This is a genomic window from Brevibacillus sp. NRS-1366 (genome assembly GCF_050467985.1).
The window spans coordinates 54,537-66,625 of the sequence record NZ_JBITPN010000056.1 but is presented as its reverse complement, the minus strand read 5'-3'; the positions used below and the strand labels follow the sequence as shown (position 1 = coordinate 66,625).

Below are 12,089 nucleotides of genomic sequence, written 5' to 3'. Positions count from 1 at the left end.
CAAAGATAACACAAACATGCGAGGACTCCTAATGGAAAAGAATTTCGAACGGGGTTAACCCAAATATATGATTATAATCAACAAAGTTTGATCAAACAGCAATACCCAGACGCTTTTGACGCATATAAAAGAATGTGCCAGCTGCCATTAGATGAGATTTTCGGCTCATGCCAAATTGTGAAAGGGAGAGAAGATAAATGGATAGCAAACGATTGATCGATAGCCCTGCCTTTCAACATTGGCTTATGGATGAAGACCTAATCGAAATACTTAAATATAGAGTATCTGAATACATCGAGGTACCATATTGATACCCAATGTAATTATGTTTATGAAAGGAGAAATGGTCATGTTCAACCATTTTTTCGATTTCGAAAAGAAACCAGTTAAAGAAATAATTCGCTTGCTGTTTTTGATTGGAAATGTGCCGATTGCCATCTATGCGATATCTATTGGAAGAATGGCTGCTATTACGTTTCTCGTACAAAAAATGGTGCCTGCCAACTACGGGATGTACACTTCGGCAATGGAAACGAACTATTTATTAGGTTTCGTAGTAGCTGTGATTGTATTTGGTGTGGCAGTAATGTTATGGAAGCTCGTTTGTGAATTGCTATTGCTGATTTTTAGGAGTTTGGAATTATACATTCAAAGCAACAGTCAAAAGGACGATGAAGAACAAAAAGCTTCAGAACAGTAGTAGCCGTCACTTACTTACACGGATGGAGGAAATATAGTGGAAAAATTTCCGATTATCGTTTTGGTTATAGGCTTAATCGTTACCCTCATCTCCTTGAAATATCCGCGATATCGCAATCTTACGCTCATCGGTTCAGGAGCACTCCCATGCGTTTTGTACATCATTAATCCAAGCTTCTGGGTAGTATGTTTATTCCTGTTCATTATCACCTATCTAACAGAGTTTTGGCGTGTTTGGAAGGGAAGGGAGTGAGAGAAGGAAGGAAGACTCCTCCCCGCCCTACTTTTTTCCAAATGAAAACACAGGAGTGAGACCTGCAAAGTTCCCAGCAAGGCTGGCAACCGGCTTCCAGGCATCAATCGCAATCTTAAAATCTCCTTCAAATACATCAGGGTCAATGTAGACTTGTTTGACTACCCCCAGGACGAGATGATCCTCTCCCACTGGAATGATTCGATCCAGCGCAAGCTCAAAGGCGATCGGGGCTTCGAACACTGCGGGGACTTTCCCGCTCTCACTGGGGCGTGGAGTAACTCCAGCAAGTTCAGACGGTGCATGGTGTCAGCGAGCGGGACTGAAACCGTATTAATGACATACTCGCGCACTTCGCGAATATTCGTTAGGGTATCTTTGACGGTTCCCTCCCGTGCTTCAACACCAAGACCTATGGAGATGAGGAGAGTCGGCGGATTGCGAGAGGCCACGGTAAAAAAACTGAACGGTGCCAAATTCAAGACACCGTCTCTACTCATAGACGAAACCCACGCGATCGGTCTTGGTACCACGGAACCGATCATAAGCTTGTACATATCGTGTTCGCTCACTTCACTCGTATGAAAGGTGAGTGCATCTAGCAAAGGCATGCAAATCATTCCCTTCTAGTTGTCTTTCATGCAATACTCATAAGTATAGGCTGGTGTGCAAGAAAAGGTAGTACGTACTATTTTGTGAGATACTTACAGAGTGGAGAGTGACTCGATGATTTCAAAGCAGCAGAGCCAGTCACTTGGGAAAGATCAAAAACTAGCTCCCTTTGACTACACGGTATCCATCATTGGTGGAAAGTGGAAAATGTTAAGTACCCAACGAAGTGAACTGGAGAAGAATGGGATCGTCAATCGAGTAGAGTACCCACAAATACCGCCAAAAGTGGAATATTCCTTGACGCCAAAAGGCAAGACGTTGATGCCGATCCTGGAGCAAAAGTGCAAATGGGGTGTACACAATCAGGAGAAGTGCAAGAAATAGTGCCGCGTTCGCTTGAAGGTTTTCGAGAAGAAGGTAAAATAGAAAGAAAAAAGCTAAGTGAGGCAGGTGTTGCGAATTGCGTAATTTAGATGAAATTCTCGCATTCAACCGTGAATTTGTAGCAAAGCAAGAGTATGAAAAATACCAGACCACCAAATTCCCAGACAAGCGCCTGGTTGTGCTCTCTTGTATGGACACACGTTTAGAAGAGTTGTTACCAAAAGCCATGAACATGCGCAATGGCGACATCAAGCACGTGAAAAGTGCGGGAGCGATCGTATCCCATCCGTTTGGGAGTATTATGCGCAGTATTATGGTCGCCATCTACGAATTGAACGCAGAAGAAGTGATGGTTGTGGGCCACTACGACTGCGGGATGAGTGTAATGGACAGCAAGCGTACGATGGCAAAAATGACGGAAAAAGGGGTCCCAGCCCAAACATTTTCTACCCTTCAGCATGCAGGAATCAATTTGAATAAATGGCTGCGCGGTTTTGACTGTGTAGACGATAGTGTGAAAAACAGCGTGGAGACGATAAAGAAACACCCGTTATTACCACCAAATGTGGCAGTACACGGATTGCTGATCGATCCGGTAACAGGGAAGCTGGATGTGGTTGTCAATGGCTATGATCACTTAGAAAACCGTGGCTGATCCGCGTTACCAACCGATTACACGAAAGTCCTTTCTAGGCAAAGTTGTGCGAAGCATAGGAGGACTAGTCGGTCTGGGGATAGGTACAGGTGCTTATGCCTTTGGCTGGGAGCGAACCTGGCTCGAAGTTGTTCGTCTATCTGTTGCCTTGCCGGCATTGCCGGAGAGTTTCAAGGGAATCAAGCTGGTTCATTTCAGTGATGTACATCTGGGACTTTTTTCAAAACCAGAAGATCTGCAGCAGGTGACGGAGCGGATCGCAGCCGAAAAGCCTGATCTGATCTGTTTTACAGGAGATATAGTGGAGGAAGGTACCCGTATTCTTTCGAGCGTCGTACCTATCTTGCATGATCTCCAAGCGCCTTATGGGAAATATGCGGTACTTGGCAACCATGATTATCGTGCAAGAGAGCAGCAGGTTGTACGTAATGCATGGGCTGCGTCTGGTTTCGAAGTACTGGATAACCGAAACATACGTCTGAGCAAAAAGGACGACGAATTATTTATTGCGGGAGTAGATGATGCCCTGCATGGGGTACCCAATCTTCCTCAAGCGCTTACTGGAATCCCTGAGGGGAGTGCAGTAATCCTTTTGGCTCATGAACCAGATTTTGCAGATGAAGCGGCCCAATTTCCCATTCATCTGCAATTGTCGGGACACAGCCATGGTGGCCAGGTCAGGCTGCCATTCATCGGTCACCTGTTGACTCCAAAGCTGGCCCGCAAATATGTACAGGGTATGTATCAAGTAGGCAATCAATCCATGTATGTATACACCAATCGCGGACTCGGTACAACGATCTTGCCTGTCCGGCTTTTCTGTCGGCCAGAGCTGACCATTCTGACGTTAACTTGAGTAGGATGCTTTCATCCACTGGACGAATTGCTGAAAAGCATCGTCCTCTTTTTTTGGATGCAAATAAGCGATCAAAGTAGGACGTTGAAGGTCGCCTTGAGCGATATCATGAGCGATCAGTCGACCTTCAGTCAGCTCTCGTTGAATCGTTCTCTCAGGAAGCATCGTGATCCCTAATTGGCGTTCTACCATTTTTTTAACGGCGCTAAAGCTGTCTAGCTCCATGATCGCATTGGGAAACACGCCTTGCTGGGCAAGAAACCGGTCGATACGCTGCCTGTAGGGAGCCGTGTGGTTGCCAAACAAGATCATTTCCTCTGTCCCCCACTCATGAAAACCGGGAAAACCATTCGCCCACGGGTGCTCGGGTGCCATCACAAGCAAGATCCGATCACTAGGCAAAAATTCCTGATGGATGTGAGGATGGTACATCTCGCTACCGAGAAAGGCAATATCTGCGGTACCTGTCAACAACGCGCTCAGAGATTCCTCGTATAGAGTGGAGCGGACATAACAGGTAAAGCCGGGATGAGCCTGCCGATATTCGCCGATGAGACGCGGCAGCTCGTAGGCCACGAAAGCCTTGCCTGCTACGATGTTCATAGATTGCTGCTGCTCTTTGGGCTGGGTAAAAGCACGCATTTGTTCGACGATATTGGCAGCAATTGGGAGCAGCCTGCGACCTTCGCCTGTGAGACTGACGCCCGAAGCAGTGCGTATGAATAAAGGATGACCCACTCGTCTTTCCAATTGCTTGAGCCGATGGGTCAACGTAGATTGCGCGAGAAACATTGCCTGCGCTGCACGATTGATGGAGCCGTGCCGGGCGATGGTTAAAAATACTTCGAGACTCTCTTGATCCATAAAGACATCTCTCCTATCGAAAATGTTGATATCTTGTTAACCATATTATATAACAGAGAAGTAAAATCATGGAATAAGATAATAGCAGGAGGTGGTTGTCTTGCAAAAGAAGGATGAGATGAAACGAGCGGTACAGCAGCAATTCGGAAAAAATGCGGAACACTATGTCCAGAGCCAAACACACGCCAAAGGCAGTGATTTGGAACTGTTGGTGGAGTGGTTGGAGCCTGCCAAAAGCTGGACTGTGTTAGATATCGCTACAGGCGGAGGACATGTTGCACGGACGCTAGCCCCACATGTCAGTCTGGTTGTCGCGACTGATTTGACCCGGCCGATGCTAGAAGCGGCCTCACGCGCCAATCACCAGGCAAATACAGACAACATTTTGTATGTACAGGCAGATGCGGAAGAGTTGCCTTTTCTGGATGAAGCGTTCGATGCGGTTACATGTCGGATCGCTGCTCACCATTTCCCAGACCCTATGGCTTTTGTTCGGGAGGTAAGCCGTGTGCTGCGTCCGGAGGGAGCTTTTCTACTAATCGACAATATAGCGCCTGAGGAAACTGACCTGGCATTATTTATGAACCAGATTGAGAAAATGAGAGATCCTAGTCATGTTCGCTGCCTGAGTGTCAGTGAATGGAGAGCCCTGCACAGCCTGAATGCGCTAGAAGAGATAAGGCAGAGACAGCGGAAGAAGAAGTTTGAATTTTTGCCATGGGTTCAGCGCACCTCAGAATCCAGTGAACAAGAAGAGGCAGTTGAACGCTTTTTGTTAGAAGCCTCAGAAACACAGCAAAGTTATCTCGAACTAAAAATAGAACAAGGCAGAATCCTCACGCATCAAATCGACGAGTGGATGGTACTGTGGAAAAAAAGGGGAGTCCAGTAAGATGACGAACAAAAAGTACGAATGGATTGGACTTGATCATGTGCAACTCGCGGCACCACCGGGCTCCGAGGAAGAGGCTCGCCGGTTTTTCAAGGATTTGCTGGGAATGAATGAGATTCCCAAGCCTGAAAAGCTAAAAGTACGTGGAGGCGTCTGGTTTCAGTGCGGCGCTCAATTTATCCACATTGGAATCGAAGCAGCCTTTGTGCCCGCAAAAAAAGCGCACCCTGCCTTTGTTGTACAAAATATCGAAGCATTGATGAAGCATTTAAAAGAAAATGAAGTCCCCATACGAATAAATGATGAGATCCCGCATCTGATCCGTTTTTTTGCAGAAGATCCATTTGGTAACCGATTGGAGTTCATGGAGGAGGCGAAGTAGACATGGGAATTGATTTTCACGCGAAGGAAAATCAGCGTACGTATACGGGAAGAACCGTCGACGAATCCTGGTTCAACCTGATTGGGTCACTGGTCAATCCGGCAGGAAAACGAGTCATCGACATCGGATGTGGGGGAGGGATTTATTCACAGGCCTGGTCTTCACTGGGTGCATCATCTGTCATTGGAGTCGACTTCTCACAAGTGATGCTAGAGGGCGCAAAGGAACAATGTGCTGACGACCCAACGATCACTTTCGTCCAGGGAGATGCCTTGGCTACCGGGCTGGCAAGCGGTAGTGCCGACATCGTGTTTGCACGCGCCCTCATCCATCATTTGCAGGACTTGGATGCCTTTTTTGCGGAAGTGGAGCGGCTTCTTGCGCCAGCGGGAATCTGCATCATTCAAGATCGAACGGTTGCAGATGTCCAGATGCCTGCCTCAAGGGTACACCTGCGTGGTTACTTTTTTGAGAGATTTCCTGGCTTGATCCAAAAAGAGATGAATCGTCGACCGGATGATCAAGAGGTACGTTCTTCTATAGAAAAGGCGGGACTCGCCAGTAAAGATACGATCTCCTTGTGGGAGGTCAGACGCGAATACGACAGCTGGTCTATTTTGGAGGCAGATTTGCTTCTCCGCAAGGGACGCTCCATTCTCCATGAATTAAACGATGAACAATTGCAGCAACTAGTCGATCACATCAAAGACAGGCTAGGTGGGCCAGAAAAAATTGTGGAACAAGATTGCTGGAGTATCTGGACCGGAGAAAAACGGGTAGGAAAATAAAGCTTGCCTGGGAGAATAAATCTCTCAGGTTTTTTTAACGTGTAAGAATTTATAAGCGTGACGCTTATGAATTCTGGAGCGCATGAAAACTTTCCGCTAATACGCGGTCGCTCCTCCTTGAGAAGGCCTCGATAGAGGTTTTTTTATCAAGAGACAGAAAGCTCAGTATCATGTATTCTATTTAGTAAAGTCTTCGTATTGCCCGTTCAGGGTTGGTAGTTGATTGCATGACCCCGCGTGGCCTGGACGTAAGTGTGAATAAAAAAGTGGAGGTATAAACAAGTGGATCTGCTAACCTTGTCTGGGGCCTATCAGGAAAAAAAGATATCTCCAGTAGAAGTTGTAAGACAAACATTAAGCGATATTCAACAGAACAATCCTGCCTGCAATGCTTATATTACCGTATGTGAAGAAGAGGCGTTAGAAGCGGCTGCCCAAGCGGAAAAGGAAATCATGGCGGGCAATAAACGAGGTCCGCTCCATGGTGTTCCGATAGCAATCAAAGACATGATTTTTACCAAATCGGTGCGCACAACGATGGGTTCCAAAGTCTATCAAAATTTTGTGCCTGATATCGATGCAACCGTTGTTCACAAATGTAAGGAGGCAGGCGCGATTCTCATCGGCAAGACGAATACACACGAATTCGCTTATGGGCCGATCGGGGACAGATCGTATTTTGGACCATCCCGAAATCCTCATGACCTCGAAAAAATAACTGGGGGATCTAGCGGAGGATCAGGGGCAGCTGTTGCCGCAAACCTGGCTTACGCTGCATTGGGTACCGATACCGGGGGCTCTATTCGTATTCCATCCGCCGCATGCGGAATAGTAGGGATGAAACCGACATTCGGTCTCGTGAGCAAGTACGGCGTTTTCGATCTTGCTTACACGCTAGATCACGTCGGACCGATGACGAAATCCGTCAAAGACAATGCGACCTTGTTGAATCTGCTTACCGGCTACGATGAAAAAGACCCGTATTCATACGTAAAAGCCGAGGAAGACTATACGCGTTTTATCGGCCAAGGTGTTCGCAAAAAAGTAATCGGACTGCCTGCGTTTTTCTTTCAGAATATTGAGGAAGAAGTAATGCGAGCCGTTCATCTAGCGATTGATGTGTACCAAAGTCTTGGCGCCGAAATTCGGGAAGTCGAGATTAAAGGAATCGAGGAAATTGCAGAAGGACAGCGAATCACGATTCAGGCAGAAGCCTATGCGGTCCACGAAAGAACGATACTTGAGCACGCAAACGATCTGGATTCGGAAGTTCGCGAGCGTTTGATTTCCAGCAAAGAAGTGCGGGGATACCAGTATGTACAGGTGCAGCATCAGAGAAAACGTCTCATCCAGCAGTTCAATGACAGCTTCGGAGAAGTCGATGTATTGCTCACACCTACCTTGCCGATCCTTCCCACGAATATTGACCAGCGCGAAGTCATGATCGGTGATTATCAGGAAGGGGTCAGGCAAGCACTGCTTCGATTGACATCTCCGACCAACTTTACTGGAAACCCTGGTTTGTCCATTCCATGCGGATTCTCAAAGAGCGGGCTTCCGATTGGCTTTCAGCTCATTGGCATGCACAGAGAAGAGGCGCAATTGTATCAATTTGGCTATGCCTATGAGCAGACAAACAGCATGAAGTCCTCTTCTACGGGGAATAATCCCGGAGAGTAGCAGCGGTAATTGTGAAATCGTTTGTCACAAATTTGGATATGCTTGTTTCGTAATAGGCAAAGCTATATAATGGAATTGCCATTGTATTCCGGTTTGCGTCATCTTGGTAAAGGAGTGTCGTATTTATGAAGATCATTTTGTTTGATTTCCTGATGTTCATCTTTACATTCTTTATTGCTTGGGGCTGTGTGAACTCAGTCAAAGCAAAGAACAAGTTTGCTATCGGGTTTGGTCTGGTTTCCTTGGCCGTATTCCTGTTCGCCGACGGTTTGATCATTTATTACATAACCAAGGGCGCGTAGTATTTCTAAAAGAGTGTAGCAAAGAGAGGTTGTGCATGTATTGCACAGCCTCTTTTTCGTTTTCTGGCGCATGATGCTAGGAAATATTTAGCATACTAGGGGATGGAGGTGGGAACAGGTGGGCAAAAGACAACATCCTGATGCTGCAATACGCACGGCCGTCATGGCCGCAGATCGTAGAACGAAGCACCTGTGCAAACGGCTCCACTCCCATCAATTCGCACTGCTGGATCATCCCGACGTAGACGAGATGGCTGCTTCTTCCTTATTGGATTCAGAGGTGAAGATTGTCATTAATCTTTCGCCGTTCATGACCGGACATTACCCCGCTGAAGGCGCACGTATGCTGCTGAATGCAGGTGTGTCCCTGTATGAAATACCTACCGGCATATGCGAGCACGATTTGATCGAGCTTCTGGATGGTGAATATGTGACGATTCATGAAGAAACTCTTTTTGTTCATAGCCCCGCTGGTTGGACATTCGTAAGTGCACTCCATAAGGTAACTGCCGCCAGTATCCAACTCAAATGGGTGGAAGCACAGTCCAAACTGGATGATACGCTCTCGCTGTTTATTGATAATACGCTTTCGTATGCCAGACAAGAAAAGAATCTGTTTTTAAAGCCTTTGTACCCTGTTCCTTTACGCACGCGGTTAGAAAACCGGCATGTAGTAGTGGTGGCTCGAGGCAAACATTACAAGCAAGATTTGCACACCCTTGCTTCCTACATCCGAGAATGCCGACCTGTGCTGATCGGTGTAGACGGGGGGGCAGATGCTTTGTTGCAGTATGGTTACGTACCGGATCTGATTATCGGTGATATGGATAGCGTATCTGACAAAGCACTACTATGTGGGGCTGAAATCGTCGTCCACGCATTTGTAGACGGGACGGCTCCTGGACAAAAACGAATAGAGCGACTCGGATTGCCATTTCATCTCTTGCCTGCTCCGGGGACGAGCGAAGATGTAGCGATGCTTTTAGCGTACGAAAAAAGAGCCCAGTTAATTGTGACGATTGGGGCACACACCAACATGATTGATTTCCTGGAGAAAGGAAGAAAAGGGATGGCAAGTACACTTTTGGTCCGAACCAAAATCGGCAACAAGCTGGTTGATGCCAAAGGTGTGAGTCAGCTTTATCAGCCAAGCGGGTCGTGGAAAGTATGGGGGTTTTGTATAGCCGCCATGCTCTTGCCTGTTACATCAGCGCTTATGATCAATCCCGTTGCACGTCACGCTGCGCAAATGCTCTGGACACAGTGGCGTACCTGGGCATTTTAGGGAGGTCCGTCACTGCCATGATTCATTTCCGTTATCATCTGATCTCACTCGCTGCTGTCTTCGTGGCGCTGGGAGTAGGCATTTTATTAGGGGGGACGGCTGGTCACAACTGGTTCTCTCTGGGAGAAAAAGAAGTACTGGCAAACATGTCGGCTAAATATGACCGCGCTTTAAAAAGCAATCAAGAGTTGAAGCAACAGATGAATCGGCTGCTGGTCGAGGTAGAGCGGAACAAGGAAGAAGTCATTCATCTCATGACGCTTCGCTATGCCAATGACTTGCAAGGAAGCAAGGTGTATGTGTGGCAAGAGGAGAACGAATCCATTGAGCGGATTACCCGCTTAATGCAGTCGGTTGGAATAAAGGTCGTTCCATATCGGGAGGGGAGAGTTCCTGCTGACAGCTTGCTTCTCGTATTTGCAAACAAGACGCCTGATTGGCTTGCGCAATGGCCAAAGACCGGTCGCTGGTTATTAGTGCAGCAGGAGCCTGATTCGGTCATCAAGCAGTGGGCGCTATTGGAGAGCTTGCAAAAACTGCTGTCTGAAACGAGGGAAGAGCGTGAAAAAAGTTAGTGTCATTGTTCCTGCTTTTAACGAAGAGGAGGCTATCGTTGCTACTTTGCGTGCAATACGGGAGCGCACTTTTTGCCATGAGCTGATTGTCGTAGATGATGGCAGTGAGGATGAAACAGCGCGGTTAGCCAAAGAATGGGCGGACACTGTCATTTCTACTCCACAAAATCGGGGGAAGGGAGCTGCTGTACAGGCGGGATGGCAGCATGCAAGCGGCGATGTGGTAATGCTGTTGGACTCAGATCTTCGCGAGAGTGCGGCAGAGGCTGCTCATTTATTATCGCCAGTGATCGACGGAGCATGTGACATGGCTGTTGCTGTTCTCCCGCCGCCGCAAAAAAAGGCTGGAATGGGGTTGGCAAAAGGGTTGGCCCATCATGGAATTCGCATCCTTACAGGCTTTGAAGCACGTGCTCCGTTGTCAGGTCAGCGCGCTTTTCGGCGTGAGCTGCTGCAGCGAGTAGGCAGGCTCGATAAAGGCTTTGGGGTGGAGGTTGGTCTGACGGTTGATGCCTTGCGGGCAGGTTATCGCGTGCTGGAAGTGCCGGTCATGTTTTTACACCGTGAAACGGGGAACGATTGGTCGGGGTATTGTCATCGGGGTAAAGAATTCGTTGCCATAGGCCGGACGCTTTGCCACAAATGGTGGGAGGGACAAGGGTGGAAACGAAATGGTTGATCGCTTTTGCAATTGGTATAGGACTCCCAATCCTTTTGCATCGGACATTGCTTGTAATCATGCAAAAAAAACTGTACCGACTGGGCATGCAAAGACTGAATTACCGCGGGATGGAGGTCTTGACTGGCGGCGGCGTCTTAATCGTTGTATCGACCGTCGTAACATTGGGTGCCTTGCTCCTGTTTTTAAAGACAAAAGGCACTCCGTTATCCATTTTGGATGAAGGCCTCTTGTTGGGCGCGGGAATGGTAGTGATGGCTTTTTGGGGATGGCAGGATGACCGCTCGCCGGACCCGATAGTTAAAGGGTTCCGCGGGCATTTTGGGGCGCTTTGGCACCAGGGCGAAATGACGAGTGGTTTGTGGAAAGCTTGGGGAGGTGGGAGCACGGCCTTTCTCATTTCTCTGGCTTTCGCTCAGTCGTTTTGGTCATGGCTGTTGGCTATCTGTTTGCTCGCCATTACGCCTAATGTCCTCAATCTATTTGACCTAAGACCAGCACGAGCTCTCAAAGTATTTTGGTTTTTGCTATTCATTGCAGGGGTTGCTGGGTATTACGCGGGCGAATCTGCAGGCGCAGGACAGATGGCATGGGTCTGGTTTCTGCCGGTCATTACGTCGTCGATATTTCTGTTTCGTCACGATGCGGGCGGCAAGATCATGTTGGGGGATACGGGGGCTAACGCGTTGGGGTTCGTGGTGGGCTATGCTTTTGTCATCACGACGCCAGCGTATGTACAAGGCTTGGTTCTGCTGCTTTTTATCAGCTTGCACATTGTGGCAGAATTTATTTCGATTTCCCAGTACATCGAGAGATTTCGCTGGCTGAGGCGCATGGATAGCTGGGGAAGATCGGCAAAGTCCGATTAATAAGAAGAACCAGGCTGGATGTCCTGCCTGGCCTACTCGTCTTCATCTGGTTCAGGAACCATGAAGCGGGGTTGAACCCGATTTTTTTTCCGTTCGTGGTGCAGGATGAACCCTGCGATAAACAAAACAGGAAGGGCGAAAGCAAGAACCCCAAGAACTAGTTGTCCCCACATAAAGCCTACCTCAGGGGAGGTAGAGTAAAAGAACGCGTCACGGATCAGCTTGATTCCGTACATAGCTATTGCAGCAGGAATCAACATGATCAACAGCGCGATCACTTTCTGAACGATCACGGGTGTGTCACACCTTTCTCT

Annotated in this window: 16 protein-coding genes; 13 read left to right on the top strand and 3 right to left on the bottom strand. The window is 47.9% G+C overall.

All coding sequences use genetic code 11. The features are described from left to right. Positions 1-349: 349 nt before the first annotated feature. Positions 350-700, top strand: a complete 351-nt coding sequence (locus ACIFQN_RS31895; RefSeq protein WP_429837079.1) for a hypothetical protein — start codon at positions 350-352, stop codon at positions 698-700. Positions 701-1,113: 413 nt separating this feature from the next. Here the strand turns inward: ACIFQN_RS31895 and ACIFQN_RS31890 are convergent, their stop codons facing one another. Continuing rightward, positions 1,114-1,563, bottom strand: a complete 450-nt coding sequence (locus ACIFQN_RS31890) for a flavin reductase family protein (protein WP_429837078.1) — start codon at positions 1,561-1,563, stop codon at positions 1,114-1,116. Between the two features lie 118 nt (positions 1,564-1,681). Here ACIFQN_RS31890 and ACIFQN_RS31885 point away from each other — a divergent pair, with 118 nt between their 5' ends. From ACIFQN_RS31885 to ACIFQN_RS31875, 3 genes are all read left to right on the top strand, one after another. Continuing rightward, positions 1,682-1,948: a winged helix-turn-helix transcriptional regulator gene (locus ACIFQN_RS31885; RefSeq protein ID WP_429837100.1), complete on the top strand. Its 267-nt coding sequence runs from the start codon at positions 1,682-1,684 to the stop codon at positions 1,946-1,948. 76 nt (positions 1,949-2,024) lie between these two features. Beyond that, a complete protein-coding gene (locus ACIFQN_RS31880) occupies positions 2,025-2,603 on the top strand; it encodes a beta-class carbonic anhydrase (protein ID WP_429837077.1) in 579 nt (192 codons plus the stop codon). Next, positions 2,596-3,459 carry a metallophosphoesterase gene (locus tag ACIFQN_RS31875; protein WP_429837076.1) on the top strand — a complete coding sequence of 288 codons (864 nt, stop codon included), beginning with the start codon at positions 2,596-2,598 and terminating at the stop codon, positions 3,457-3,459. The genes ACIFQN_RS31880 and ACIFQN_RS31875 overlap by 8 nt, the downstream gene beginning before the upstream one ends. Here the strand turns inward: ACIFQN_RS31875 and ACIFQN_RS31870 are convergent. After that, positions 3,451-4,323, bottom strand: coding sequence for a LysR family transcriptional regulator (locus ACIFQN_RS31870; protein ID WP_429837075.1), 873 nt, complete (start codon positions 4,321-4,323; stop codon positions 3,451-3,453). The two genes, ACIFQN_RS31875 and ACIFQN_RS31870, sit on opposite strands and share 9 nt — an antisense overlap. A gap of 118 nt (positions 4,324-4,441) precedes the next feature. Between ACIFQN_RS31870 and ACIFQN_RS31865 the strand changes: the two genes are divergently transcribed. The 9 genes from ACIFQN_RS31865 to ACIFQN_RS31825 all read left to right on the top strand — a co-directional run bounded on the left by ACIFQN_RS31865 (position 4,442) and on the right by ACIFQN_RS31825 (position 11,775). Then, a complete protein-coding gene (locus tag ACIFQN_RS31865; RefSeq protein ID WP_429837099.1) occupies positions 4,442-5,215 on the top strand; it encodes a class I SAM-dependent methyltransferase in 774 nt (257 codons plus the stop codon). 1 nt (position 5,216) lies between these two features. Further along, a complete protein-coding gene (locus ACIFQN_RS31860; RefSeq protein WP_429837074.1) occupies positions 5,217-5,597 on the top strand; it encodes a VOC family protein in 381 nt (126 codons plus the stop codon). A gap of 2 nt (positions 5,598-5,599) precedes the next feature. Beyond that, the gene (locus ACIFQN_RS31855) at positions 5,600-6,385 is read left to right on the top strand and encodes a class I SAM-dependent methyltransferase (RefSeq protein ID WP_429837073.1); all 786 of its coding nucleotides are present in this window, start codon (positions 5,600-5,602) and stop codon (positions 6,383-6,385) included. Between the two features lie 282 nt (positions 6,386-6,667). Then, on the top strand, positions 6,668-8,065 hold the full coding sequence (locus tag ACIFQN_RS31850; RefSeq protein WP_429837072.1) for an amidase: 1,398 nt from the start codon (positions 6,668-6,670) through the stop codon (positions 8,063-8,065). Between the two features lie 125 nt (positions 8,066-8,190). Further along, on the top strand, positions 8,191-8,367 hold the full coding sequence (locus ACIFQN_RS31845; protein WP_429837071.1) for a DUF2759 family protein: 177 nt from the start codon (positions 8,191-8,193) through the stop codon (positions 8,365-8,367). 118 nt (positions 8,368-8,485) lie between these two features. Then, on the top strand, positions 8,486-9,652 hold the full coding sequence (steA, locus tag ACIFQN_RS31840) for a putative cytokinetic ring protein SteA (protein ID WP_429837070.1): 1,167 nt from the start codon (positions 8,486-8,488) through the stop codon (positions 9,650-9,652). 17 nt (positions 9,653-9,669) lie between these two features. Further along, positions 9,670-10,227: a copper transporter gene (locus tag ACIFQN_RS31835; protein WP_429837069.1), complete on the top strand. Its 558-nt coding sequence runs from the start codon at positions 9,670-9,672 to the stop codon at positions 10,225-10,227. Then, on the top strand, positions 10,214-10,906 hold the full coding sequence (locus ACIFQN_RS31830) for a glycosyltransferase family 2 protein (RefSeq protein WP_429837068.1): 693 nt from the start codon (positions 10,214-10,216) through the stop codon (positions 10,904-10,906). Before ACIFQN_RS31835 ends, ACIFQN_RS31830 begins: the two co-directional genes overlap by 14 nt. After that, positions 10,888-11,775, top strand: a complete 888-nt coding sequence (locus ACIFQN_RS31825; protein WP_429837067.1) for a UDP-N-acetylmuramyl pentapeptide phosphotransferase — start codon at positions 10,888-10,890, stop codon at positions 11,773-11,775. Before ACIFQN_RS31830 ends, ACIFQN_RS31825 begins: the two co-directional genes overlap by 19 nt. 32 nt (positions 11,776-11,807) lie before the next feature. Here the strand turns inward: ACIFQN_RS31825 and ACIFQN_RS31820 are convergent, their stop codons facing one another. Further along, positions 11,808-12,068: a DUF2627 domain-containing protein gene (locus ACIFQN_RS31820; protein WP_429837066.1), complete on the bottom strand. Its 261-nt coding sequence runs from the start codon at positions 12,066-12,068 to the stop codon at positions 11,808-11,810. Positions 12,069-12,089 lie beyond the last annotated feature (21 nt).